Raw genomic sequence first — 24,142 nt, forward strand, 5'->3', positions numbered from 1 at the left:
CTCTGAGGCGGGCAAAATGGGTGAAGATCAAATAATTGAGCTGGCTTTTTGCCAGGAGTAGCTCAGGGAATAAACTGTGACAGAACAAAATAGAATTGATCGCCGCTTTGCCAAGTTGCGCGATGAGGGCCGCAAGGCACTGGTAACTTATATTGTCGCTGGCGATGGCGGCTTGGAAAATACTGTGCCGCTGATGCATCAGTTGGTGGCCAGCGGGGCCGATGTTATTGAACTGGGGGTGCCGTTTTCCGACCCCATGGCAGAGGGCCCGGTAATTCAGAAAGGGCATGAGCGAGCGCTGGCCAATGGGGCTTCGCTGCGCAAATGTTTGGCATTGGTGAAAGAATTTCGGCAGTCGGACAGTGACACTCCGGTAATCCTGATGGGTTATGCCAACCCTATTCAGCGTATGGGTGAATTGGAGTTTGCTGAAGCGGCGTCCACTGCGGGTGTCGATGGTGCCCTGACCGTAGATCTGCCGGCTGAAGAGTCCGGTTCCCTGAATGCCTTTTTGGCGGAGCGCAACCTGCGCAACATCTTCCTGCTGACGCCTACTACTACTGAAGAGCGTATTCGTGAAATTACCGATGTTGCCAGTGGCTTTGTTTACTATGTATCCCTGAAAGGGGTTACCGGAGCAGGCCACCTGGATTTGGATTCAGTGCGTGACAATCTGGACCATATTCGCCAGTTTACCGATCTGCCCCTGTGTGTTGGCTTCGGTATCAAAGATGGTACCTCGGCCCGCCAGGTCAGTGCCCATGGTGACGGTGCTGTAGTTGGTAGTGTGCTGGTGTCGGCGGTAGATGCGGCGGCAGACCTGGAAGCCGCTAAAACGGCGGTTGGCGCTATTGTCAGCGAGATGCGCGAAGCCCTGGATCGCTAAAAGCAGCTATAGGTCTAAGCACAAAGCTGGCCAGAAAGCCAAAAATAGCGGCTGATCTGGCCGGGTTTGTTGTTCAGCTTAGTGTTTTAATTCCTAGCCTGAAACCCACTGGTCGGTAAAATGTGCCGGCCCAAAGAAAGCCTCCGGATTTGGAAACGAGATGAGCTGGTTAGAAAAAATTGTCCCTGCGGTAATTCGCACAGAGCGTCGCACCGGCAGCAGCAAGGTCCCCGAGGGGGTTTGGAAGAAATGCGTCAAATGCGATGCGATGCTTTATCGCCCGGAGCTGGAACGCAATCTGGATGTGTGCCCCAAGTGCGATCACCACTTTAGAATCGGCGCCCGTCGCCGCCTGGATATCTTCCTCGACGAGGAAGGCCGTGAAGAGCTGGCCACCGATGTGCAGCCGGTTGATCGCCTGAAGTTTAAAGACGTCAAAAAATATAAAGACCGCTTGGTACAGGCACAAAAGTCCACTGGTGAGAAGGATGCCTTGATCGCCATGCAGGGCAGCCTGAATGGTGCCCCCCTGGTAGCGGTAGCATTTGAGTTCGCTTTCCACGGTGGCTCCATGGGCTATGTGGTCGGTGAGCGCTTTACCCGTGCCGCTCAGCGTGCCTTGGAGCAGCGTATCCCGCTGGTTTGTTTCTCTGCTACCGGTGGTGCCCGTATGCAGGAGGCCCTGATCTCCCTGATGCAGATGGCTAAAACCTCAGCGGTGCTGGAAAAAATGAAGATGGCCGGCGTGCCATATATCTCCATTATGACCGACCCGGTATACGGTGGTGTTTCCGCATCCCTGGCCCTGCTGGGGGATATCAACGCTGCGGAGCCCGGAGCGCGCGCTGGTTTTGCCGGCCCGAATATTATCGAGCAGACCATTCGCCAGAAATTGCCGAAAGGTTTCCAGCGCAGTGAGTTCCTGCTGGAGCACGGCGCAATTGATATGATTATTCCTCGCAAGGAAATGCGCTCTACAGTGTCCCGCATATTGGGTAAACTGACCGGCAACTGATTTCCATTCCCTTGGGGTAATGCTGTGATCAGCTTAATTTCCGCTGATTGCAGCCCCCATCATCGATGTTTTCAACTATGCCTTCACTGCAAGATTGGCTCTCCCGTCTGGAGCAGCTGCACCCTTCCGAAATTGAATTAGGTCTTGAGCGCGTCGCGTCTGTGGCCGATGCACTGGGCATCCAGAAACCGGCACCGACAGTGATTACTGTGGCGGGCACCAATGGTAAGGGTTCCTGCGTGGCCACTATGGAGGCGCTGCTGTGTAAGGGAGGGCGCTCCGTAGGTGCTTACAGTTCCCCACACCTTCTGCGCTTTAACGAGAGGGTGCGTATCGGGGGTGAAGAGGTTGCCGATAAAGATCTCGTGCTGGCGTTTGAGGCTATAGAGGTTGCTCGCGGTGAGACCAGCCTGACCTATTTTGAATACACCACCCTGGCGGCGCTCTGGTTATTTCAAAGGGCAGGCGTCGAGTTTGCACTTCTGGAAGTTGGCCTGGGTGGGCGCCTGGATGCAGTCAACCTGGTGGATGCGGATCTCGCTATTATCACCAGTGTTGCCATTGATCACGAGGACTGGCTTGGCAGTGACCGGGAAATAATCGGCCGTGAAAAAGCCGGTGTCCTACGTGCTGGGGCGCCTTTTGTCTGTGCTGATAGTAATCCCACCCAATCTGTGCTGTCTGCGGCAGAAAAATTGTCCAGTTCCAGTTACTTTATAGGTCAGGATTTCTCTCTTAATTTGGGAGAGGGTAAAAAAGAACTTTACCGTTTTGGTGAGTTGGAACTTGCGATCCCCCCGATCAACTTGCCGCGCCCAAGTATCGCTGCTGGGATTACCGCGCTGGCTCTGCTCAATGTACTGCCCCAGAGTGGGATCGAATCTGCACTGGCTGAAATTGCCCTGCCTGGGCGCTGTCAGCAGGTTCAATGGCAGGGGTGTAACTTGCTGTTGGATGTGGGGCACAATCCGGCAGCGGCCGAACACTTGGCTAAATGGCTTGCAGATCACCCTGTAGATGGTGAGACCCATGCGCTGGTAGCGGCCATGGCCGATAAGGATTTGGTGGGGCTCTTCGCGCCTTTGCGGGATGTGGTGGATGCCTGGCACCCCGCAGAGTTACCGGGCAATAGCCGCGCTGCGAGCGGAGAGACCTTGCTGGAAGGTCTGGCCGCAGCAGGTGTTGAGGCAACGAACGCCAATAGTCGCTGTCCAAGCGTCGCCGATGGTTTACAACAGCTGCTGCCGACCATTGGTCCACAAGACAGGTTGCTTGTATTTGGTTCCTTCTTTACTGTGGCTGAGGTTCTGCAGCAGATGCGAGACGAAGGTAATGGAGAATTGCGAGGGTAAACCCTCCCGCCGAGGGCGATTGAACGACGGATTTAAGCAGCGCATTGTCGGTGCGCTGGTGTTAGCTGCGCTTGCCGTTATTTTCTTGCCCAGCCTGTTGGACCGGGAGGCCGCAGGCAATATCAGTGAAACCAGCCAGATTCCGGCGGAGCCGGATATACGCCCTATTGAAATTGCCGAGCCGCAACCGGTAGCGGATGCTATGCCTGCACCGGCGCCGGGTGAGGCTTTCCAGCCGGACCTGCCAGAGAACTTCTCCAACCCGAAGGCTCCAGTAGCTGATGAGGGAGAGGAGCGGTCAGAGATCGCCAAGAGTGATGAACCGGAGGAAAAACTGGCCGCGCCGAAAAAGGGGGCCTCGCCCCTTGTGGATGCCTATGGCCTGCCTGTGGCCTGGGTGGTTCAAGTGGCTTCCTACCGGGATGAGTCCAATGCGGACAAGCTGCGTTTGCGCCTGATGAACGAGGGCTACAGTGCCTATACTCGGGCAGTGGATACAGACAAGGGTCGCCTGGTGCGGGTCTTTGTTGGGCCAAAGGTCAACAAGGCTGATGCCCATCAGCTGAAAAAAGAACTGGATACCCTTCTGAAAGCCCAGACTCTCGTGCTTCAGTTCAAGGCCTGATCGGGCCTTTGGCTTCAGGTTGCCACCATTTCAGTCCGAGGAGGATGGTGGCAACTTGCTGGCAGACTTCCACTTTGCACTTTTATTCGCAATTAACCGATTGCCACTGCGCCAAACGTCCAGGGAAAGCGGTACTACAAGTAATAAATTCCAATCGGTTGGCCTACGGCTTCACGCGCTTAGTCCCTTCAGTTAGAATGCGCGCTCTTCGCGGCAGCAGCCGCCACGCAGGTAGGATTGAATGAATTGGGCTGACTGGATCATTCTGGCTATTGTGGGTATCTCCACGCTTATCGGCCTTAGTCGAGGTTTCATCAAGGAAACCTTGTCTCTGCTTACCTGGATTGCCGCCTTTATCGTCGCCATGATGTTTCGCGACCAGCTGGCGCCAATGCTATCCAACCTCGTCGACACCCCCTCCCTCCAAATGATTGCAGCTTTTGGCATCCTGTTTATCGGCACCTTACTCGCTGGCGCCGGTCTCAACATGGTGCTCTCTGCCTTTGTTGAGGCAACTGGGCTATCCGGTACAGATAGAGTGCTGGGAATGGCGTTTGGCTTGGTGCGGGGAGCCATTGTCGTGATGGCGCTGTTGATCCTGGCCCCGGCATTGGTGCCGGTGGAACAGGACAGTTGGTGGAGTCAGTCTGTTCTGATTCCCCATTTCCTCGAATTTGAGGATAGTGCGCGGGAGCTGGCGGGCTCCGTTAAGGAATTCTTCGTAAAGTTGTTTTAAATAGAGCGCCAAAAGCGCTCTTCTCGAGTCAATAGGGTCAAATATATGTGTGGTATCGTCGGTATCGTCGGTAAGAGTGACGTCAATCTGCAGCTCTATGATGGGCTCACTCTGCTACAGCACAGGGGACAGGATGCCGCCGGTATCGTTACCTGTGACGATGATCGCCTGAACCAGCAGAAAGCCAATGGTCTGGTTCGCGACGTATTCCGCGCGCGCCACATGGAGCGTCTGAAAGGCAATTTTGGTATTGGTCACGTCCGCTACCCCACTGCCGGTAGCTCCGGCCCGGCGCTGGCTCAGCCATTCTACGTGAACTCTCCCTACGGCATCGCCATGGCTCACAACGGCAACCTCACCAATGTGCACGAGGTGGTCGATGAGATCTTCCAGCAGGACCTGCGCCATATCAATACAGATTCTGATTCGGAAGTGTTGCTGAACGTGTTCGCCCACGAGCTGCACAAGTTGCACAAGTTGCAGCCGAAAGCCGAAGATATCTTCAGTGCGATGCGCTCTGTACACAAGCGCGTGCGCGGTGCCTACGCTTGTGTTGCCCTGATTGTCGGATACGGTATCGTCGCTTTCCGCGATCCCAACGGTATCCGCCCGCTGGTTTACGGCAAGCGTGAAACCGAGAAGGGCACCGAATATATGGTGGCTTCCGAGTCCGTGGCTCTGGACGTACTGGGTTACACCCTGGTGCGCGATGTCGCTCCTGGCGAAGCGCTCTATATCGAATTGGATGGCACTGTGCACTCCGAGCAGTGTTCAGATAACCCGTCTTTGACTCCCTGTATTTTTGAGCATGTGTACTTTGCCCGTCCTGACTCCATTATGGATGGCGTATCGGTACACAAGGCGCGTTTGCGTCAGGGGGAGCATCTGGCGGACAAAATTCTCAGCATGCGCCCGGATCACGATATCGACGTGGTTATCCCGATCCCGGATTCTGCCCGCACGGCAGGTCAGACGGTAGCCCACCGCTTGGGGGTGAAATTCCGTGAAGGTATGGTGAAGAACCGCTATATCGGCCGGACCTTCATCATGCCCGGTCAAAAGCAGCGCAAGAAGTCGGTTCGCCAGAAGCTCAACGCCATCGAGCTGGAATTCCGTGGCAAGAATGTGTTGCTGGTAGATGACTCCATTGTGCGCGGTACTACCTGTAAGCAGATTATCCAGATGGCCCGCGATGCCGGTGCTGCCAAAGTGTACTTCGCCAGTGCTGCCCCTGCGGTAAAATACCCGAATGTTTACGGTATCGACATGCCCTCCGCCACTGAGCTGGTGGCTCACGGTCGCACCACCGAGGAAATCTGTGAGGAGATTGGCGCAGACTGGTTGATCTACCAGGAGCTGGAAGATCTGGTGGTCAGCTCCAGCGGCGGCAAGCAAAAAATTGATCGCTTTGATTGCTCTGTATTCGACGGCAATTACATCACCGGTGATGTGGACGAGGAATACCTGAACGATCTGCACGCTCAGCGCAATGATACGGCCAAGCGTAAAAAGGCCGACGCCAACGCTTTGTAATTCGCCCTTGGGGGAATATCTAAATATCCTTCACCTGATTGGCGGGCGGCAAAAAAAACCGTTTTTGTAGCCTGCCAATAGTAAAAAAGCGTAAGCGTCCTTTTCTCGCGGCAGAAGAGGGCGCCAGTTAAGATCGTTTCGGTTAAGATGACTGCTTCCAAAAATACTGACCAGGAAGCGGTATATGTTTGAAGACGACGGTTACGCTCTGGAAACCCTGGCGGTGCGCGCCGGCCAGGTTCGCTCACCGGAAGGAGAGCACTCCGAGGCACTTTACCTCACCTCCAGTTATGTTTTCCCCTCCGCTGCAGAGGCTGCTGCGCGCTTCTCTGGCGAAAGCTCCGGCAACGTCTACTCCCGCTATACCAACCCCACAGTACGCACTTTTGAAGAGCGCATCGCTGCTCTCGAAGGCGGTGAAGCTGCGGTAGCCACTGCTAGCGGCATGGCTGCCATTCTCAGTATTTGTATGGCGTTACTGAAAAGTGGCGACCACGTTATCTGTTCCCGCAGTGTTTTCGGCACCACCACGGCTTTATTTGGCCGCTATATGGAAAAGTTCGGCGTGCGGGTGAGCTATGTCGATTTGACCGATATGGATGCCTGGAAGCAGGCCGTAGATGGTTCCACCAAGCTGCTGTTTATGGAGACGCCTTCCAACCCCCTGTGTGAAGTGGCGGATATCCGCGCGTTGGCACAGATCGCCCACAGCGCTGGTGCCATGCTGGTTGTTGACAACTGTTTCTGTACCCCGGCACTGCAGCGACCTCTTTCCATGGGCGCTGATATTGTGGTGCACTCCGCAACCAAATTCCTCGACGGCCAGGGGCGGGCCCTGGGTGGTGTTGCTGTTGGTCGCAAGGATGTAATGGATGAGTTGGTGGTTTTCCTGCGCACTGCCGGACCGAGTATGAGCCCGTTTAATGCCTGGGTATTCCTCAAAGGCCTGGAAACTTTAAAGCTGCGTATGCAGGCGCATTGCACCAATGCACTCGACTTGGCTTGGTGGCTCGATGAGCAGGAGATGGTTGAGAAGGTAAATTACACCGGCTTGCCTAAACACCCCCAACACCGCCTAGCGCGGGAACAGCAGGACGCTTTTGGCGCAGTGCTGAGTTTTACTGTGCGCGGTGGTCGCGAAGCTGCCTGGAAAGTGATCGACAATTGTAAAATCCTCTCCTGCACCGCCAACTTGGGGGATGCAAAAACCACTATTGTGCACCCTGCCACGACAACCCACGGCCGCCTTAGTGATGAAGATAAGGCTCGCGCCGGAATTACCGAAAATTTGATTCGTGTTTCGGTAGGGCTGGAAAATGTTGAGGACCTCAAGCGCGACCTGATGCGTGGATTATCCCAGTTATAAGCGCTGGCGTAAGCGCCCAGCTACCTATGATTATTAGGGAGCCTCTGAATAATTCTGCACTACCTCTGAGGGCCTTGAAGGCTACAGATGTTAGGCGTAGTGTGCCGCGAATGGCCACAGTCCTTTGCAAGAGCTGCAACACAGCAGATGCGGCCTTCAAGACCCGCCCTTCGGGGCTTGCAGAGCGATTCACACTCTGTGTTGCAGCTTCTTGAAAGGTCTAGACATTCCTGCGAAGCCGCGCCTTGATTGTGAACCGCGCTGCATGCCAGAGGTATCACGGAGTTATCCAGAGGCTCCCTGGCGGACAGTGGAATACTGCCCGCCGCTTCCGGTAGCGTTTGCATTTTGTCGCGCCCCTGCCGGTGTGCAGAAATAGCCCCCTTGAGAAAAATTGAGCAGTAATGGATTTGCCGTGCAAAAAATAGTTTCCGCCATAGTGTCTGATATCGGCAGCGTTTTATTGGGTAAAGAGCGCCAGGTGAAGTTGGCGTTGGCCTGTTTGTTATCAAAAGGCCACCTGTTGATCGAAGACCTACCGGGCATGGGTAAGACCACCTTGGCCCATGCACTCGCACAGGTGCTGGGGCTAACGTATAAGCGGGTGCAGTTCACCAGCGATATGTTGCCGGCGGATATTCTCGGTGTTTCGATATTTGATCGGGAGTCCAGCCAATTTCACTTTCACGAGGGACCTGTGTTTAGCCAGGTGTTATTGGCGGATGAGATTAATCGCTCATCGCCAAAAACCCAGAGTGCGCTGTTAGAAGCTATGGAAGAGCGCCAGGTGAGTGTCGATGGCGAGACCCGCACACTGCCCCAGCCATTTTTTGTGATTGCCACGCAAAACCCGATGCAACAATCGGGCACCTTTGCATTGCCGGAATCCCAACTGGATCGCTTCCTTATGCGTATCAGTCTCGGCTATCCCACCCGGGAGGCGGAGCGGGCTTTGTTTATGGGGGCCGATCCGAGGCAGCAGCTGGCGAAATTAAAACCCAGAATTGATATTGGCACACTCGGAAAAATGCAAAGCCTGGTTGGACAGGTGAAAACTTCTGACAGTCTGCTGGATTACCTGGAGCGACTGGTTTTGCAAACCCGCCAGAGCCCGGATTGCGCAGTGGGTTTATCACCCCGAGGCGCTTTGGCCCTTTTACGCGCAGCCAAAGCCTGGGCGTTGATTCACAATCGCGGCCATGTTTTGCCGGAGGATATCCAGGCTGTGTTGCCGGCGGTGGTAGGACATCGATTACAGAGCGATGGCAGCAACGGCGAGCAGTTGGTTGAGCGTCTGATGCGCCAAGTGGATGTGATTGCGGCCTGAGTCGATGAGTGTAAGTCACCCCCAACGTCGGAACCCTTCCCGCAATCCGATACACCTACTGGTGGAATATTGGCGCAACCTTATGCAGCGCTGGCTTAGTCGCCGGGCACCGCGGGCCCGAGCGATTACCTTGAACCACAGTCGGTTATTTATCCTGCCCACGCGCGCAGGCCTGGGTTTCTTGTTGGTGATTGCACTTTTATGGCTACTGGGCACCAATTATGAAAACAACCTGGTTTTCGCTCTGACATTTTTGTTGGTCAGCATTTTGGCGGTACTGCCACTACACACCTTTGCCAATTTAAGTGGCGTGCACTTGCGCCTTCTGGATACCCGGGCAGCTTTTGCTGGTGATTTTGCCGAGGCGGAAATTAATGTCAGTTGTGAGGGCAAGCGGGAGCGGGAATGGCTCGAGCTGAGTTGGCCACCGGAGCAGGGCAGTCGCGTGGATTTGTGCGAGCAGAGAAGTGCGGATATTTGTATCTCTATGCCGGTAGTAAAACGTGGGCGAGTGCAGGCACCTCGGTTGAGGATTGAAAGTCGTTTCCCTCTCGGGCTATTTCGCTGTTGGAGCCGCATCGACCTTGATGTCGAATTTTTGGTATACCCCCGCCCTATCTCTGCAGGCCCATTACCTGTAGGCGAAGCTATCGCCGAGGGAAAGTTTGGCGAAGTGCAGCGGGGTGGAGAGGACTATGCTGCGCTGAAACCCTATCAAGCGGGTGATTCCCTGCGTCATGTAGCCTGGAAGCAATATGCGGCCGGGCGGGATCTCTACAGTAAGGATTACGAGCGCAAAACTGATACGCGGTTGTGGCTCGATTGGGATTTGCTCGAAGGCAAGGGTGTGGAAATGCGTTTGAGCAATCTCTGTGACTGGGTCCTGCAAGCGGAAAAACAAAGCGTTGCTTATGGTTTGCGCCTGCCTGGCGTTTCGCTAGAACCCTCGCTGGGGGCTGAGCATCGGCAGCAGGTTTTACTGGCATTGGCTCTGTACCCGGGGCGAGGCCAGTGATGATTGCGAATAAGGATTTATTGCCCAGGGAGAGTTTGCTGTGGATTTTTGCCGCCCAGTTTGTCGCCCTGTTGCCGCAATTCACAATGCTTCCTCTGTGGGTGGCTTTTGCTTGGGCCTTTGCGGTTTATTGGCGTCTGGAAGTCTTTCGCGGGCGCAAGGACTTACCAGGGCGAACGCTAAAAATAACAGTGATTGCACTGACGTTGGCAGGACTGGCTCTTTCCTACCGGCGCTGGTTTGCTCTAGAGCCAATGATCGCATTGTTGGCAATTTCCTTTACCCTGAAAAATCTTGAGTTGGCCAGTCGCAGGGATGCTTTTGTCAGCTTGCTGCTGGCCTATTTCGTTGCTGCAACCCTGTTTGTCCAGGAGCAGACCATCCCCTACGCGCTTTACGGCCTGTTTAGTGTGTTAGTGATTACTGCAGCCCTGGCGGCACAGTTGGGGCAGTTCAGTGCGCGCCCGCGCCGGGCTCTCGGATTGTCTGTGCGTTTGATGGCGCAGGCCACGCCACTGATGGTGCTATTGTTTTTGGTTATGCCGAGGCTGGGGCCGCTCTGGTCAGTACCGCAAAATACTTCCGCTGGGCGCACTGGAGTCAGTGATTCGATGGCCCCGGGAGACTTTACTGAGCTTTCCAAATCCAGCAAGCCGACCTTGCGTATCTCCTTTGATGGACCTGTGCCCCCGCCTGAGCAGCGCTACTGGAGGGGCTTGGTGTACTCGGAATTTGATGGGCGTACCTGGCGCCAGGGCTATGGTGTTGACCCTCGAAATGGCGGGCGAGTGTATTGGAGAAGTGGTGAGCAGGTGCTTCCACAAGTGGGTCCCCGTTATCGCTACCAGGTTATCCAGGAAGCGAGCCGCAGCCCTTGGCTATTCGCTATGGCAAAACCGGCTTCAGAGAGCGCGGGTGTGGGAGAGACAACGGATGATCGCCTGGTAAAACGGACCCCGGTTTTCAACCGCTTTTCTTACCAGGTAAGTTCCTGGCCGAGAGAAACCCTGTCACTCAGTGCTACTCTCAGCAATGCGGAGCGGCGCAGGAATTTGCAACTTCCCAGTTACGGCAATAGCCGTACCCGCCAGTGGATGGCTTCCCTGCGGGATCAGGGGCTTAGTGCTGAGGCGGTTTCCTCCCAGCTGCTGACGCACTTCAACAACGCTTTCACTTATACCTTGAATCCCCCGGCACTGGGAGGCGATACCATCGATGAATTCCTTTTCGATAGCCAACAGGGGTTCTGTGAGCACTTTGCCGGTAGTTATGTGTTTGCCATGCGCGCAGCGGGAGTGCCGGCGCGGGTGGTGGCTGGTTACCAGGGTGGTGAGTGGGTAAGTGGAGAAGAGTACCTGCTGGTGCGGGAATACGATGCCCACGCCTGGGCTGAAATCTGGCTTGATGATCGCGGCTGGCAGCGTGTAGACCCCACTGCGGCAGTGGCACCAGAGCGTGTACGCGACGGTCTGGAGAGTGCAGCCGGTGAGGAGTTTATGCAGGACTCCCTGTTTCCTTTGCACCGTATCGGCATTCTCAGCCAGTTGCGCTTACAGTGGGATATGATCAACTACCGTTGGTATCAAACCGTAGTGAGCTTTGATGCCGATCGGCAACAGAATTTGCTGCAGCGAATATTTGGTGATCTCTCCCCGATGCGTATGGCCTTGTTGCTAGGGGTTCCGATTTTTGTGCTCCTATTGGGTATCAGTTTTTGGGCCGCTCGCACCGCAGGCAGGCCCAAGTTGACGCCTGCGGAAAAACTGTACCAGCGCTTTTGCCAGCGTATGGCCCGCAACGGGATCAGGCGGCGTTCTGGCGAGACGGCAGGTAATTACGCTCGCCGAATTGCCGAGGAGAGAGTGGAGTTGGCGAATTATGCTGGGGCCGTGACAGAGGCGTTTGAAGCGGTGAGCTACGGTGGCGATGCCCGCGCATTGAAAAAACTGCGGCAGCTGTCAAGTTGGTATTTCTGGTTGCGGCACTCGGAAAATATGGTGCCACAAAAGAGCGAGTTGGCGGGTTATTAATCATTGAGTTATTTCGTATCTAGAATGCCAACCCGATTGCAAAGATTTCTGCTGGGCTATAGCGGCACCTCCCTGGCAACCGGGTTGCAGGTGATATTGCTGCCCTGGATTGCGCTGACGATCGTGGATCTTCCGGCCCTGCAATTGGGGTGGATTCAGGCATCAGTATTGCTGCCAAACCTGGTATTCCTGCTGTTTGGCGGCGCTTTGGCGGATAGGCGAGACCCGGCTCTGGTGTCGGCTCTGGCCTGTTTGGGCCTGGCGCTTTGCCATACCGCATTGTTGTTGTATTTCACCTTCCATGTCCTGAATTTATCCACCTTGATGGTTTACGGAATTTGCCTGGGGGTGTGCAGCGCTTTTTTACAGCCGGCACGGGATAACTTGGTGCAGCGCAGTGCCCGCAACCGCAAGGGGCAGGCCACTGAGCGAGGCGTGCAAAAAACCGTAACCTGGATGATGTTGGCGCAGTACGGCGGCCAGGCGGTGGGTATGCTGCTAGCAAGTCGATTTGACCAGTGGGGCTTGCAGCACTTGCTGGGTATACAGATTGTCGTTGTGCTAGTGGCTTCATTATTGCTTTTCTCCTTGCGTCAGCCTCAAGAGCGTCAAAAGGCACCAGAGAAGCGACCCCATACCCTGATTCTGGATGGTCTCAGTCAGGCATGGAAACACCCGGTTTTGCGGGAGCTGACCGCATTGATGGCATTCAATGGCTTTGTGCATATCGGGGTTTTCCTGGTGGTCTTACCGCTGCTGGCCGAGGACTACGGTCGCGGTGCCGGTTACTACGCGACCCTGCAGCTGGCATTTATAGCGGGCACGGTGATCGCGACGGTGACCATGTTGAGACGGGGGCAGGGACAAGAGCCAGGGCGGGGAATTTTGATGTGCTTGCTTTACAGCGCAGCACTCTTGATTGCTATCAGCCTGGGGCCAACAAAGTTTGGCTTGATCCTGTTGTGTCTGTGTTGGGGGGCGGTTGCGGCAGCCTCCGCAGGGTTGGGGCGAGGCATTGTGCAATTGATGGCGCCGGCGGATTATCGCAGTCGCATTATCTCCATTTATCAATTTGCCCTATTTGGCTCTGCGGCGCTGGGAGCCCTGGCAGCGGGTGTTTTGAGCGAGGTTGCAGCGCCTCTGACGACACTATTGTGGGCGGGAATCCTGAGTTTATTGGCATTCGCACTGGTTGCCCTGAGTGGGGCTCTACGGCAGGTTAAAATTTCCGATAGCGAGGTTTAGGAATTCCGTAACGACCAAATCCAGTTGAGCCACCATATATTTAACAGGGAACTGTGGTTATGGAGGTGGGGTTTGGTATCAGTAAAAAGTGCCAAATGGTCACAGAGAGTCACGACAAACAGCCATGCGCTGGACCTTGAAGCCGGTGTATTTAGCCTGGATGATCCAAAAGCGATAGCCAAATCCCTGAAGAGTGCAGCTGAGGCCAGTCAGCAGCGCAAATCAGAGCCTTTCCGTTCAGCCATGTCTATGCTCACTTTTTATATCAATCGTGCGGGCCACCATTTACCTGCGCGCAGGCGCAGAATCCTGGAGGCCGCGAAAAATGAATTGCGTGAGCTTTATGGGCGTCCGCGCCGGCATTGAGCCGGCGCAGGGTAGAGGCGATGAAGTCTTTTAGGGGGCTAGGCAGGGCAGGCAGCGCACGTAGAGTCCGCGCGGGTCGCGGAAGCTCTGCAGTTCGCCGATTGGTGCCAAAACCGGTTGTAAGCTGTTTAACCAGGCGCCGAGTGGCAGGTTTGCCTCAAGGCTGGCGGCGATACGTGCATCCACATTATCGCTCAGGGCGCGCAGGAATCTTTCGCCGGGAGTCAGCTCGCGCTGGATCTCTATTACATCGTATTCTTCGATCTCAGCAAGCTGTGCGGCGTCGGCAATGGCGTCGTTGAGATTGCCCAGATCGTCTACCAGCCCCAGGTTTTTAGCCGCTCGCCCGGTCCAGACCTGGCCCTGGGCAATTTTGTGCACTTCCTTAGGAGTGCTGCCACGGGACTCGGCCACAATTCTCAGGAACCTGGCGTAGGTATTATCCACTCCCTGTTGCAGGATACTGGCGGCTGCCTCGGGTAGGGCACGATCCAACCGCATGCTGCCGGCCAGGTCTGAAGTGCCCACACCATCGGTATAAATACCCAGTGCCTCAAGGGAATCCTCAAAGGTCGGGAAGGCGCCAAATACGCCAATGGAGCCTGTCAGGGTTGCGGGAGAGGCCCAGATTCGATCGCCGCCGGTAGCAATCCAGTAGCCACCAGATGCGGCCAGACTGCCCATGGAGATAACGACAGGGATATCGGCTTCGCGGGTGGCGAGTAACTCTTGTCGAATTGCTTCTGACGCGAAGGCGGAGCCGCCGCCACTGTCAATGCGCAGAACCAGTGCATCAACTTCTTTTTTGCGCGCCTGTGCGATTAGTTCTCCCAGGCTTTCGCTGCCGATCCTGCCGGCGGGAGCGCGGCCATCGACAATAGAACCGCTTGCCGTGATTAAGGCAATCTTATTGGGTTCTTTCTTGGCGGCGACTTCGCTGAGCTTTTGGCTGCGTAGATAGGTGAGGGCATCGATGGCTTTATAACTGCGTTCATCGTTCTCATCTTCACCAATGGTTTTGCGTAGCTCTTGAACTGCCAGGTTGCGGTTGGCGAGTTGGTCGACCAGTTTATTGGCCAGAGCAGTACGTGCCCAGTCGCCCTCATGCTGCTGCAGTTTCTGGGGTAACTCATCGATAAATAGATCGATGCTCTCAGTTGGCAGGTTGCGAAGGCCGGTCACCTGTTCGGTGTATTCACTCCAGAGTTCATGCAGCCAGCGCTGGTTATTCTCACGGGAAGCCGGAGACATGTCGTCGCGAGTATAGGGTTCGATAAAATCCTTGTAGTCGCCAACGCGGAACACGTGGAAATTGACTTTGAGCTTTTCAAGGGCGCTTTTATAGTAATTCCGATAGACGCCAAAGCCGGTGAGCATCACGGAACCCATTGGATTCAGGTACACCTTGTCGGCGTGGCTGGCGAGGAAATATTGCGCCTGGGTGTAGTTATCACCCACCGCATAAATGGGCTTGTCGGCAGCCTTGAAGCGCTGCAGGGCTGCGCCAATCTCGTCGAGCTTACTGAGACTGCCGCCGACCATATTGTCGAGTTCCAGCACCAGTGCGGAAATGCGTTTGTCCTGTGCGGCTTTGTCGATAGAGTCGACAAGATCCTTAACCCTGATTTCCGCTGGCCCCTGTGAGCCACCGAAGAAAATCGGTAATCCGCTGGGCTGGCTGAGCTCATCTACCAGAAATCCACTCGGAGCCACTCGAAGGGCCGCGCCTTGTGGGACTACCAGCTGTTCGTCCTTGCCAAAAATTGCGATACCCAGGAATACCAGTATTAACAGGAATACCAGGTTGGTAAACACTCGCCTCAGCCAGGTAATTGAGCCGCCAATGGCACCAAAAAAGCTGCGGAACAGTCCTTTCTCATTGGATGAATCAGTCAAACCTCAAAACTCCTTAGTGCGCTGAGGGGCAAGCGTTGTCAAATTATCGGTTACAAAATCACAAGCAATGTGAATCTCGCCAAGGCTTATTGCATGCGATGCCAGCGGCTGCTCATCATTGATGAAAAGAATAGGATAAGGCTAAGGACTACCAGTACGCCATCCTGCCAGCCGCGTGTAGGCATCATTACGTCGACAATACTGGCAGTGATATACAGCAAAAGAATAAAACAGAGCCACAGATAGCTACGATAGTGCTGCTTTAGTAACCCGGGTAGTACCAACAGCAGTGGTATGGTCTGCAAGCACCACAGGAATAATGAGCCGCCTTCGAGGAATAGATTCCAGACGACAAACAGTACGAGCATGCCGATATAACAAATCCAGTTAATTCGCAGCGCTATCTTGAGCTTGCGCTGTACAGAATCGTTCACACTTTATCCTCTAGTTGTCGCCGTTATGCGAATTATCCAGCGTCTGTGCCAGGCTGCCGACTCGCTTGCCCAGTGCCCGGCACAGGGTTACTTCGTCATCGGAAAGCGATGTGGCGTGTTCACCGGACCAGTGTGAGGCACCATAGGGTGTGCCGCCAGTGCGGGTGCGCATTAAGGCGGCTTCGGAGTACGGGATGCCGGCGATCAACATGCCGTGGTGCAGCAGCGGCAGCATCATGGATACCAGCGTAGTTTCCTGACCACCGTGAAGACTGCCAGTGGCGGTAAATACCGCAGCCGGCTTACCGGTAAGGCTGCCATCGAGCCAAATATCACTGGTTTGGTCAAGGAAATAGCGCAGCGGAGAGGCCATGTTGCCAAAGCGGGTGGGGCTGCCCATCAGTAAACCGGAGCAATTGCGCAGGTCCTCGATTGTACAGTAGGGGGCGCCTTCGGAGGGGACCGGCGGCTCGCTGGCTTCGGTGTCTGGGGATACGCCAGGCACGGTGCGCAGGCGAGCGGTAATCCCGCTGGCCTCTACGCCGCGAGCCAGTTCGGTGGCCATGCGCGCTGTGGCGCCGGTGCGGCTGTAGTAGAGGATGAGGACATAGCCTTCGTTGTCCCGATCCATCAGATCAGCCCCAGTACATTTTCAGGGGGTCGTCCTATCACTGCTTTGTCGCCTTTTATAACGATCGGGCGTTGGATCAAAATAGGGTTTTGAGCCATTGCGTCAATTAACTGGGATTCGGCCAGATCTTTGTCTTTCAGGTTTAACTGCTTGTAGGGTTCTTCACCAGTGCGCAACAACTGTCGTGCATCAATATCCAGTTTGTGCAGCAACTTCTGAATATCCTCGGCAGAAGGTGGGGTTTGTAGATAGAGAATCACCTCCGGTTCAATACCGTTATCCTGCAATAGCTGTAGGGTTTGGCGGGATTTTGAGCAGCGGGGGTTGTGGTAAATCGTCCACATTGTGGCGGCATCCTGTTACTGTTTGGCGTATTCTAACCGAAGAATGTTGCGGAGTTCTAAGGCGCTTCTGAATAATCCCCCCAACGTCCTGCGGGGTTTTCGGGAGCTCCTTGGCTATTTGGGGCAGTAATACTGCGGCCTGGGCGAGATGTCCAGGCATAGAGAGATCACGATGAGAAGCACCGTTAAGGATTGGGGAAACCACTGGCTGCGCTTTGCGACGTCACTGTGGAAACTGTTTGATGAAAAGGATTGTCGGCAACGCGCGGCTGCTCTTACTTACCTGACACTGTTTGGCATAGTTCCCCTAGTGACGGTCAGCTACGCCATGTTGTCACTGTTTCCCGACTTTGCCGGCTTGCAGAGTAGGTTACAGGATCAACTGTTCACCCACTTTTTGCCTCAGAGTGGGCGCGAGATCCAAAAATATATCAGCAGTTTTTCCGAACAGGCACAGCGTTTGACTGGCGTTGGTATCGCGATGCTGATTATTACTGCCGGTTTGACCCTTCGCGGTATCGAGGGGACCTTTAACTCTATCTGGGACGTCCAAAAAGGCCGCAGCGGCGTTTCGAGTTTTCTTTTGTATTGGGCGATATTAAGTCTGGGTCCAATCCTATTGGGGGCGGGCCTGGCGACAAGTACTTTTGTCTTTTCACAAAAATTTTTCGTGGGTGGGGCCGATTCCTTTGAGGTAACTTCGTTGTTATTCAGGGTTCTGCCGTTTATTTTCAGCTCCATAGTTTTTACCCTACTGTTCATAGCTGTGCCCAATTGCAATGTCCCGTTGCGCCACGGAATAGAGGGGGGGATCATAATCTCGATTGCTTTCGAGGTTATGAAGTACTTATTCGGCTTGTTGGTAGCGCGGAGTTCAGTCCAGGCAATTTATGGGGCATTCGCTGTTGTTCCCCTGTTCCTGCTTTGGATTTATCTGATGTGGATACTGGTACTGGCCGGCTGTGTGTTGGTGCGCACACTATCGGTTTATCAAGCTGCGACCCAGGAGCGGGAGCATTCTGACCTGGTTGCCCTCCTTATTGTTCTCTGGCAGATGTATAAGAAATGCGCGCAGGGGAGGCCTCTGAAGGAGCGCGATATTTCCCGTATGGGAATCAAGTTTGTTCAGTGGCGAAGGTTGCGGAATATCCTTCAGGCTAATCGTATGGTGACCCAGACCGATCGCAATGATTATGTTTTGCTGAGGGATCTGAATACGGTGTCTCTGGTTGAATTGGCGGGTTGGTTGAGCGTGGATTGGATGCCCAGTGGAATTCCTGCGAGTCTGGATGGATTGCCCTGGTATGGAGAGGTAGAGCAACGCTTTGCCAATGCCAGAGAGTCAACCCGGGAGCAATTAGGTATTACTGTTGGAGAGTTGTTCCTGGAGGCCGAGCAAAAGGAAGCTGAAGATAAGCCCCTTGAGCTGGGCCACGACGGCGGGACTGATGATAAGCAAACAAACTCTGAAACCGGGGGAGAAAGTGGGCCTGATGAAAATAGTCAAAGTGAAGATGACAAGAGCAGCAGCGGTCACCTTTCTTTTGTTGGTATGCGGAATAAGCGCCTGCGCTAAAGACGATAAATCGCTTCTAGCCATTGATGGGGGAGGGTTGGATGTATCGGGCAAAGTTTTGCTGGTTAACTACTGGGCAGAGTGGTGTAAGCCCTGTCGAGAGGAGATCCCGGTCCTAAATCAACTGGCCAAGGGTAACGACAATGTCGTTGTTGTCGGGGTGAACTTCGACAATTTACCGGTTGCGGAAATACAAAAACAGGTGGAAAAGTTGGGCATTACTTTTCCCGTCCTAGTGGCCGAACCGCAAGGGCGCTGGGGGCAGGAGAAGCCGGAGGTGCTGCCTTCTACGTTCATTATTGGTACCGATGGACGCTGGCAAAAAACATTGGTTGGGCCGCAGGATAGAGACGACTTTATTACGGCTCTCAATTTATAGTAAGTACTAATGCTGGTAAAAGTCGGCGGGGTATCAGTGGGTTCTTAGAAGCTCCCAAACTTTATAAAACTATAACTAACACATCTATAGGCTTGTGACGGATCGCTGATAGCATGCCGCCACTTTCCCCTTTCGTTCCGGGTGGGACCCAGACCTTATGCATATCAGTTCATTTGCTTTTCTGCTTCTATTTATTGTTTTTCTATACGGACTTTTTCGCTGGCAGCGAGGCCGTGACTCCCTCGCACCAGCAGTGCTGGCAGGCCTTATTCTTGGGGTTATCTTTGGAGGCACCCTGCAACTGTCTCGCGGATGGGGGGCTGCGCCCGCAGAGGTAATACCTTGGGTAGAGATGATAGGGGACAGTTACGTAAATCTATTGTATTTACTCGTGATGCCCCTGGTGCTGACTTCCATATTAGTGGCGGTAGTTAAAGTCAGCCATACCCAGGCGCTGGGCAAAATCAGTATTTCAGTCCTGGGGGTGCTATTAGGAACAACGGCGGTGGCCGCTCTAATTGGCGTGGCTATGGCCGAGTTATTTGGTTTGTCGGCTGCGGGATTGGTTGAGGGTTCCAGGGAAGCTGCGCGAGTGGAAGTGCTGAATGCGCGCATTGGCAAGGTCACAGACCTTTCCATTCCTGAGATTATTACCTCTTTTGTGCCGCGCAATATTTTTCTGGACCTGACCGGAGCTCGCTCTACTTCTGTTATAGCGGTGGTTATATTCGCGGTGCTTTTAGGGCTGGCAGCCTTGGCGGTGCGCCGTGAATTTCCCGAAGAGGGCGCAGCGATTGAACGCTTCGTTCATGTGGCTCAAGTCTGGGTTATGAAGCTGGTGCGACTAGTGATGGCTTTTACCCCTTACGGCGTGATGGCTTTGGTTACAGGCCTGATCGCTAAATCCAGTATGGGGGATATTCTTAACTTATTGAGTTTTGTGCTGGCTTCCTTTACCGCTATTGGTTTGATGTTCCTGGTGCACGGTCTGCTGCTACTGTTTAATGGTATCAATCCGCTGCACTATTTCACCAAGGTATGGCCGGTGCTGGTTTTTGCCTTTAGCTCCCGCTCCAGTGCTGCAACTATTCCCCTGAATGTCGAGACTCAGGTGGACCAGCTGCGTACGTCTCCAGCAATTGCCAATTTCTCTGCATCTTTCGGTGCGACTATTGGGCAAAACGGCTGCGCCGGTATTTATCCGGCTATGCTGGCAGTGATGGTGGCAGTGCCGATGGGGATCAATGTATGGGACCCGGTATGGATTGCTACTTTAGTGGCGGTTGTAATGATCAGTTCTTTCGGTATAGCGGGCGTTGGTGGAGGGGCGACCTTTGCAGCCTTGGTGGTACTGCCGGCAATGGGGTTGCCAGTTACTATCGCGGCACTGCTAATTTCTGTTGAACCTCTGATTGATATGGCGCGAACCGCGCTGAATGTTAACGGCGCTATGACCGCTGGCACCCTGACACAACGCTGGCTTGGCGATGAAGTGCCCGGCCCGGAAGTTGTAGAGGGGTAAGTTAAAGGGAGAGTATCCGGCTTTCAGTTATGTGTGCTTTTTGAATTTGCTGACGTTTACCAGTTCCCTGTCAACCGGTTTCAGTGATCGACGTTATAGTCAGTGCTGTTAACTTGTTGAGTTTTTTGTTCACGGAACTGGAGCAACTTATGAATAAACTGATAGGGCTGTCAGTACTGGCGTTAAGTCTTGGTTTTCCACTCGCACTGCAGGCGGAAAGCAGCAGTGGGGGCGATGGACACGATCACGGTGACCATATTGAAAATCGACTTGACCGCAAGGGGGATCGTATTGAAGATCGCCTGGATGAGAAGGGTGACCGTATTAACGAGCGCTTGGATCAGCGGTCTGAGCGGGCGGCAGCTAATGGGAGAGATAAATTAGCTGCACATTTGGATAAAAAAGGTGATCTTATCGATAGTCGTCTGGACAATAAAGGTGAGAAAATTAACGAGCGCCTCGATGAAAAGGGTGAGCGAATAGATAATAGATATGATCGTAAGAATGAGCGCGGCGAGCGGAAAAAAAAGCACCACCGCAGATCCCGTGACAACGATAACGATTAATCATTACCGGTTTTAGCTGGCATTATCTATTGGGTTGTGGCGAACTGAGGAGCTTCTGACTAATTCCGTAATATTTCTGTGGGCCTTGAAGACTGCAGATGTTAGACGCGGCTTACTGTGCATGGCCTTTGCCCTTTGCAAGAATAACGCAGTAGCTGCGGTTTTTGAGGCCCGCCCCATGGGGTTTTCAGAGCAACTCATACTCTATGCTGCGACTGCTTAAAAGGTCTAGACATTCCTATAAAGCCGCGCCTTGGCTGTTAGTTGCCCTGAGATTCTGATGTATCACGGAATTATTTAGCAGCTCCTCAATCGCTGTAGAAGGGTTTCATCCTCGTCAAGGGACCTCAATCGGCTTTTATGGATCAGTTTCTCGCTTCAGTAGAAAAGCGGGCATTCACTATGGCGAAATATGCTGTAGGGGACCGTGATGATGCGCTGGATATAGTTCAGGACTCTATGCTTGCACTCGTCAAAAGCTATAGCTGCCGAGACCGTGCTGAGTGGCGCCCATTATTTTTTACCATTCTTAATAACCGCATAACCGATTGGCATCGTCGCAAGAAAAACCTGTCCCGTTGGCAGCTGTTGAAAGATAAACTTCCTATTAATAGCGAAGGCGATGAATGGGATTTGAGTGAATTTCCCGACCCCAACGGCCGCAGCCCAGATAGTGCCTTGATCGGTGAACGTACGATTGATGCCATTGACCGCGCCATTGAAAAGTTACCTCTGCGTCAACAGCAGGCTTTTTTATTGCGCTGCGTTGAAGGCTTTAATGTCAGTGAGACAGCAGGGGCTATGACTTGTAGCGAGGGAAGTGTGAAAACTCACCTATCTCGAGCATTGCGCAGCCTGCGGGTTTATTTGGAGGCGATGGAATGAGTAATTTGGGTAATAATTCATCGACTAACCAGAAGCGTATACTCGGAGCCGCCAGTGCCGCTGTTATACGTAGAGAGAAGTCACTCGATACGGAAACCCTGGCCGAGTTACGAAGAATCCGCTCCGCAGCGCAAGATCAAAATAATAAAAAACGGTACTTTTTACCCAGCACTTTGTATCCCTACCTTCCAGTTACCGCGGCTTCTGCCGCAGTGCTATTTCTTGCTCTATGGTGGCCCAGTTCTGTGACTAACAATGAGAATCGTACAGAGCTATTAGTGAGCGGTGATTGGCTCCTGGACGAAGATATGGATATCGAGATGATTGAGGATATGGAGTTTTATCAGTGGTTGGCGGAGGAGTTGGATGGACACTCTTCGTAGTGTTTTATTCATCATATCTATGTGTGCGCTCATATTTCCAGGTATTACCGAGGCGGAGGACGCTGAGCCTCTGCCGGAGGAATTCCTGCTATTCCTGGAAGAGTGGGTCGATCAACAAGGTGATGTTGTTATCCCAGAAGAGCCCGAGTTGGTTCAGGGCCGCAGGCAAACCCAGGAAGATACCAAAAGCAGAGATATATGGCTGGGGGACAGTCATGACTAAAACCCTGGTCGCAACTTGTTTGATGGCAGCCTCGCTACTTTGGGCTGGTATGGCATGGTCGGTGGAGTGGAGCAGCCTAAGTGAAAGTGATCGGAAGCTGTTACAGGGCATGGAAAAACGCTGGCCCAATATGTCTGAGAGCCAGCAGGAGAGGTTGTTGCGGGGTGCCCGCCGATGGAACTCAATGAGCCCTGAGCAGCGTGACAATGCTCGGCAGCGCTATGAAAAATGGCAGTCTCTGCCCCAGGAACGTCGTAATCAGCTGCGGGAATCTTATCGACAGTACCGCGACCTGCCGGAAGGTAGGCGTGAGAGTATCCGTGAGGCCCGTGAGAGATATCGACAGATGTCCCCCGAACAGAGAGAGCAAATGCGTGAGCGCTGGCGTGAAGCTAGGGGCGATAGGGGTGAATTGCCGAGGCCCAGAGGTGATAGGGCTCGGGGAGAGCGAGCGCAAGGGGATAGACTCAGGGAAGATGGGCCGAGGAGGGATAGGTCCGATGAGAATAGACCTAGAGGAAACCGGCACAGAGAAGACCGACCAAGGGGCGACCGGGCGAGAGGAGATAGGCCCAGAAGGGAGCACGAAAGGGGGAGAAGGCACCAGGATTCTCGGCCAAGGCGTGATCGAGAGGCCAGTGACCGACGAGAGGGTGATGAGGAGACTGATAGTTCATCTGGGGCTCCTGAATAGTGCCCTGCCATTCAAATTCCAATCCTGAGAGGCTGGCTTATCGTTTTACCTCGCTGCTACGACAGTGTAATTCAGCGTCTATTCAGATCATCTTAAGTAATCTGGCTCCCGTTGATGACTAGCGGGAGAGATATCGTGCAACTATACAAACAGCTAATCGCGGGTGCGGCAGTTGCGGCACTGGTGGGTCTAAGTTCTACTGCCAGCGCGGGCCCCCGAGGCTATGCTGCGGGTGGCTATGATTATGCGCGAGTTACCGAGGTTACTCCCGTCTACACCGATGTTCAGGTTGTTACACCGACGACTCAGTGTCGCGATGAACAGGTTGCCTATCGCGAGCCGACTTCCCCGGCAGGTACTGTAGTGGGGGGACTTATAGGTGCTGCAATCGGCAATAACTTAGGCGATCACGGCCACCGTGGACGCTACGGTTATCATCGCAGTCACAATCGTGGCGGCGCCACAATCGCAGGGGCTTTGGTGGGCGCCCTGGTAGGTAACCAGATCAGCCGTGCCAATGCTCCAATCCACTATGCAACAGAGTCCCGTTGCCATGTTGTAGATGAATACTCTACAAGAAGGGAATTAGTCGGATACGATGTCCGCTATCGGTATAATGGGCAAGTTTACTTGACCCGCACTGACCATCATCCGGGCGATAGAATCCGGGTCCATGTCGACGTCTCACCGGCTCTTTGAGCCCGGTTGAGGGCGGCAGGGAGTTTATAAAGGGTGGAAAATTGGATATCCACAGGAGCCGCACCGTGAAACTGAATCGTACCTTACTTGGCTTTATTGCTTTTACCGCTGTGTTTTTGCCGGCGCTCTGCAGTGCCACGGTACACAGCTACCCCGCTTATGAGCGGGAGAGTTTCCAGCCCCACTTTCTTCGTGTGCAAGGGGGAGAAATCTCAAGGGATCGGGCTGCTTCAATCGTAAAACAACGCTTTGGTGGAAAAATTCTCGCCATTTCTGAGACCAAGAAACAGGGGCGAGCCGTGTATCGGGTGAAAGGACTGTCGGCCAAAAGCCAGGTTTATGTGGTGTTTGTCGATAAACAGAGCGGCCGTATATCCCGCTAGCAGAATAATTGCGAGCCGCAATAAGGTAATT

Annotated in this window: 26 protein-coding genes; 22 read left to right on the top strand and 4 right to left on the bottom strand. The window is 53.9% G+C overall.

The window, feature by feature from the left end; genetic code table 11:
- The first annotated feature begins 76 nt into the window (after positions 1 to 76).
- From trpA to ACJJIW_RS12975, 12 genes are all read left to right on the top strand, one after another.
- Entirely contained in the window at positions 77 to 886 is an 810-nt protein-coding gene (trpA, locus tag ACJJIW_RS12920) for a tryptophan synthase subunit alpha (protein ID WP_413664953.1), read from the top strand.
- A gap of 160 nt (positions 887 to 1,046) precedes the next feature.
- A complete protein-coding gene (gene accD / locus ACJJIW_RS12925; RefSeq protein ID WP_282931874.1) occupies positions 1,047 to 1,901 on the top strand; it encodes an acetyl-CoA carboxylase, carboxyltransferase subunit beta in 855 nt (284 codons plus the stop codon).
- A 77-nt stretch (positions 1,902 to 1,978) separates the two neighbouring features.
- Complete coding sequence (gene folC / locus ACJJIW_RS12930; RefSeq protein ID WP_444935389.1) at positions 1,979 to 3,253, top strand: bifunctional tetrahydrofolate synthase/dihydrofolate synthase; 1,275 nt, start codon at positions 1,979 to 1,981, stop codon at positions 3,251 to 3,253.
- Positions 3,234 to 3,878: an SPOR domain-containing protein gene (locus ACJJIW_RS12935; RefSeq protein ID WP_444935390.1), complete on the top strand. Its 645-nt coding sequence runs from the start codon at positions 3,234 to 3,236 to the stop codon at positions 3,876 to 3,878. The genes folC and ACJJIW_RS12935 overlap by 20 nt, the downstream gene beginning before the upstream one ends.
- A gap of 241 nt (positions 3,879 to 4,119) precedes the next feature.
- Complete coding sequence (locus tag ACJJIW_RS12940; RefSeq protein WP_282931877.1) at positions 4,120 to 4,614, top strand: CvpA family protein; 495 nt, start codon at positions 4,120 to 4,122, stop codon at positions 4,612 to 4,614.
- A 45-nt stretch (positions 4,615 to 4,659) separates the two neighbouring features.
- Complete coding sequence (gene purF / locus ACJJIW_RS12945; protein WP_282931878.1) at positions 4,660 to 6,147, top strand: amidophosphoribosyltransferase; 1,488 nt, start codon at positions 4,660 to 4,662, stop codon at positions 6,145 to 6,147.
- A 184-nt stretch (positions 6,148 to 6,331) separates the two neighbouring features.
- Positions 6,332 to 7,513, top strand: a complete 1,182-nt coding sequence (locus ACJJIW_RS12950; protein ID WP_444935391.1) for an O-succinylhomoserine sulfhydrylase — start codon at positions 6,332 to 6,334, stop codon at positions 7,511 to 7,513.
- 415 nt (positions 7,514 to 7,928) lie between these two features.
- Positions 7,929 to 8,840 (top strand): AAA family ATPase, encoded by a 912-nt coding sequence (locus ACJJIW_RS12955; protein ID WP_444935392.1) that lies wholly within the window; start codon positions 7,929 to 7,931, stop codon positions 8,838 to 8,840.
- Between the two features lie 82 nt (positions 8,841 to 8,922).
- The gene (locus ACJJIW_RS12960; RefSeq protein ID WP_444935393.1) at positions 8,923 to 9,855 is read left to right on the top strand and encodes a DUF58 domain-containing protein; all 933 of its coding nucleotides are present in this window, start codon (positions 8,923 to 8,925) and stop codon (positions 9,853 to 9,855) included.
- Positions 9,855 to 11,885, top strand: a complete 2,031-nt coding sequence (locus ACJJIW_RS12965) for a transglutaminase TgpA family protein (RefSeq protein WP_444935394.1) — start codon at positions 9,855 to 9,857, stop codon at positions 11,883 to 11,885. Before ACJJIW_RS12960 ends, ACJJIW_RS12965 begins: the two co-directional genes overlap by 1 nt.
- 36 nt (positions 11,886 to 11,921) lie before the next feature.
- Complete coding sequence (locus ACJJIW_RS12970; RefSeq protein ID WP_444935395.1) at positions 11,922 to 13,130, top strand: MFS transporter; 1,209 nt, start codon at positions 11,922 to 11,924, stop codon at positions 13,128 to 13,130.
- A gap of 72 nt (positions 13,131 to 13,202) precedes the next feature.
- Positions 13,203 to 13,496 carry a DUF3175 domain-containing protein gene (locus ACJJIW_RS12975; RefSeq protein WP_413664960.1) on the top strand — a complete coding sequence of 98 codons (294 nt, stop codon included), beginning with the start codon at positions 13,203 to 13,205 and terminating at the stop codon, positions 13,494 to 13,496.
- A gap of 30 nt (positions 13,497 to 13,526) precedes the next feature.
- Here ACJJIW_RS12975 and sppA read toward each other — a convergent pair whose 3' ends face one another.
- The 4 genes from sppA to arsC form a co-directional block, all read right to left on the bottom strand.
- On the bottom strand, positions 13,527 to 15,392 hold the full coding sequence (gene sppA / locus ACJJIW_RS12980; protein ID WP_413664961.1) for a signal peptide peptidase SppA: 1,866 nt from the start codon (positions 15,390 to 15,392) through the stop codon (positions 13,527 to 13,529).
- Between the two features lie 86 nt (positions 15,393 to 15,478).
- Positions 15,479 to 15,826: a DUF2069 domain-containing protein gene (locus ACJJIW_RS12985; RefSeq protein ID WP_413664962.1), complete on the bottom strand. Its 348-nt coding sequence runs from the start codon at positions 15,824 to 15,826 to the stop codon at positions 15,479 to 15,481.
- A gap of 10 nt (positions 15,827 to 15,836) precedes the next feature.
- Complete coding sequence (gene wrbA, locus ACJJIW_RS12990) at positions 15,837 to 16,457, bottom strand: NAD(P)H:quinone oxidoreductase (RefSeq protein WP_282931886.1); 621 nt, start codon at positions 16,455 to 16,457, stop codon at positions 15,837 to 15,839.
- A complete protein-coding gene (gene arsC / locus ACJJIW_RS12995; RefSeq protein WP_444935396.1) occupies positions 16,457 to 16,801 on the bottom strand; it encodes an arsenate reductase (glutaredoxin) in 345 nt (114 codons plus the stop codon). Before arsC ends, wrbA begins: the two co-directional genes overlap by 1 nt.
- Positions 16,802 to 16,973: 172 nt before the next feature.
- Here arsC and ACJJIW_RS13000 point away from each other — a divergent pair, with 172 nt between their 5' ends.
- The 10 genes from ACJJIW_RS13000 (at position 16,974) to ACJJIW_RS13045 (ending at position 24,111) form a co-directional block, all read left to right on the top strand.
- Positions 16,974 to 18,377: a YihY family inner membrane protein gene (locus tag ACJJIW_RS13000; RefSeq protein WP_444935397.1), complete on the top strand. Its 1,404-nt coding sequence runs from the start codon at positions 16,974 to 16,976 to the stop codon at positions 18,375 to 18,377.
- A complete protein-coding gene (locus ACJJIW_RS13005; RefSeq protein ID WP_444935398.1) occupies positions 18,295 to 18,756 on the top strand; it encodes a TlpA family protein disulfide reductase in 462 nt (153 codons plus the stop codon). Before ACJJIW_RS13000 ends, ACJJIW_RS13005 begins: the two co-directional genes overlap by 83 nt.
- 157 nt (positions 18,757 to 18,913) lie before the next feature.
- The gene (locus ACJJIW_RS13010) at positions 18,914 to 20,278 is read left to right on the top strand and encodes an L-cystine transporter (protein WP_282931889.1); all 1,365 of its coding nucleotides are present in this window, start codon (positions 18,914 to 18,916) and stop codon (positions 20,276 to 20,278) included.
- Between the two features lie 149 nt (positions 20,279 to 20,427).
- Positions 20,428 to 20,844 carry a hypothetical protein gene (locus tag ACJJIW_RS13015; protein WP_444894509.1) on the top strand — a complete coding sequence of 139 codons (417 nt, stop codon included), beginning with the start codon at positions 20,428 to 20,430 and terminating at the stop codon, positions 20,842 to 20,844.
- 360 nt (positions 20,845 to 21,204) lie between these two features.
- A complete protein-coding gene (locus ACJJIW_RS13020) occupies positions 21,205 to 21,729 on the top strand; it encodes an RNA polymerase sigma factor (protein ID WP_282931891.1) in 525 nt (174 codons plus the stop codon).
- Positions 21,726 to 22,112 (top strand): hypothetical protein, encoded by a 387-nt coding sequence (locus tag ACJJIW_RS13025; RefSeq protein ID WP_282931892.1) that lies wholly within the window; start codon positions 21,726 to 21,728, stop codon positions 22,110 to 22,112. Before ACJJIW_RS13020 ends, ACJJIW_RS13025 begins: the two co-directional genes overlap by 4 nt.
- On the top strand, positions 22,096 to 22,335 hold the full coding sequence (locus ACJJIW_RS13030; protein WP_282931893.1) for a hypothetical protein: 240 nt from the start codon (positions 22,096 to 22,098) through the stop codon (positions 22,333 to 22,335). Before ACJJIW_RS13025 ends, ACJJIW_RS13030 begins: the two co-directional genes overlap by 17 nt.
- The gene (locus ACJJIW_RS13035; RefSeq protein WP_282931894.1) at positions 22,328 to 23,029 is read left to right on the top strand and encodes a DUF3106 domain-containing protein; all 702 of its coding nucleotides are present in this window, start codon (positions 22,328 to 22,330) and stop codon (positions 23,027 to 23,029) included. Before ACJJIW_RS13030 ends, ACJJIW_RS13035 begins: the two co-directional genes overlap by 8 nt.
- A gap of 135 nt (positions 23,030 to 23,164) precedes the next feature.
- Complete coding sequence (locus ACJJIW_RS13040; RefSeq protein ID WP_444894508.1) at positions 23,165 to 23,728, top strand: glycine zipper 2TM domain-containing protein; 564 nt, start codon at positions 23,165 to 23,167, stop codon at positions 23,726 to 23,728.
- Between the two features lie 65 nt (positions 23,729 to 23,793).
- Complete coding sequence (locus tag ACJJIW_RS13045; RefSeq protein WP_282931896.1) at positions 23,794 to 24,111, top strand: PepSY domain-containing protein; 318 nt, start codon at positions 23,794 to 23,796, stop codon at positions 24,109 to 24,111.
- Positions 24,112 to 24,142: the final 31 nt, after the last annotated feature.

It is taken from the genome of Microbulbifer maximicatervae (SeqCode), from assembly GCF_052467815.1.

Coding starts and splice junctions, on each gene's coding strand:
- accD (WP_282931874.1), top strand. CDS start 1,047: ATGAGCTGGTTAGAAAAAATTGTCCCTGCGGTAATTCGCACAGAGCGT.
- folC (WP_444935389.1), top strand. CDS start 1,979: ATGCCTTCACTGCAAGATTGGCTCTCCCGTCTGGAGCAGCTGCACCCT.
- ACJJIW_RS12935 (WP_444935390.1), top strand. CDS start 3,234: ATGGAGAATTGCGAGGGTAAACCCTCCCGCCGAGGGCGATTGAACGAC.
- ACJJIW_RS12940 (WP_282931877.1), top strand. CDS start 4,120: ATGAATTGGGCTGACTGGATCATTCTGGCTATTGTGGGTATCTCCACG.
- purF (WP_282931878.1), top strand. CDS start 4,660: ATGTGTGGTATCGTCGGTATCGTCGGTAAGAGTGACGTCAATCTGCAG.
- ACJJIW_RS12950 (WP_444935391.1), top strand. CDS start 6,332: ATGTTTGAAGACGACGGTTACGCTCTGGAAACCCTGGCGGTGCGCGCC.
- ACJJIW_RS12960 (WP_444935393.1), top strand. CDS start 8,923: ATGCAGCGCTGGCTTAGTCGCCGGGCACCGCGGGCCCGAGCGATTACC.
- ACJJIW_RS12965 (WP_444935394.1), top strand. CDS start 9,855: ATGATTGCGAATAAGGATTTATTGCCCAGGGAGAGTTTGCTGTGGATT.
- wrbA (WP_282931886.1), bottom strand. CDS start 16,457: ATGGATCGGGACAACGAAGGCTATGTCCTCATCCTCTACTACAGCCGC.
- arsC (WP_444935396.1), bottom strand. CDS start 16,801: ATGTGGACGATTTACCACAACCCCCGCTGCTCAAAATCCCGCCAAACC.
- ACJJIW_RS13000 (WP_444935397.1), top strand. CDS start 16,974: ATGAGAAGCACCGTTAAGGATTGGGGAAACCACTGGCTGCGCTTTGCG.
- ACJJIW_RS13005 (WP_444935398.1), top strand. CDS start 18,295: ATGAAAATAGTCAAAGTGAAGATGACAAGAGCAGCAGCGGTCACCTTT.
- ACJJIW_RS13010 (WP_282931889.1), top strand. CDS start 18,914: ATGCATATCAGTTCATTTGCTTTTCTGCTTCTATTTATTGTTTTTCTA.
- ACJJIW_RS13015 (WP_444894509.1), top strand. CDS start 20,428: ATGAATAAACTGATAGGGCTGTCAGTACTGGCGTTAAGTCTTGGTTTT.
- ACJJIW_RS13020 (WP_282931891.1), top strand. CDS start 21,205: ATGGATCAGTTTCTCGCTTCAGTAGAAAAGCGGGCATTCACTATGGCG.
- ACJJIW_RS13025 (WP_282931892.1), top strand. CDS start 21,726: ATGAGTAATTTGGGTAATAATTCATCGACTAACCAGAAGCGTATACTC.
- ACJJIW_RS13030 (WP_282931893.1), top strand. CDS start 22,096: ATGGACACTCTTCGTAGTGTTTTATTCATCATATCTATGTGTGCGCTC.
- ACJJIW_RS13035 (WP_282931894.1), top strand. CDS start 22,328: ATGACTAAAACCCTGGTCGCAACTTGTTTGATGGCAGCCTCGCTACTT.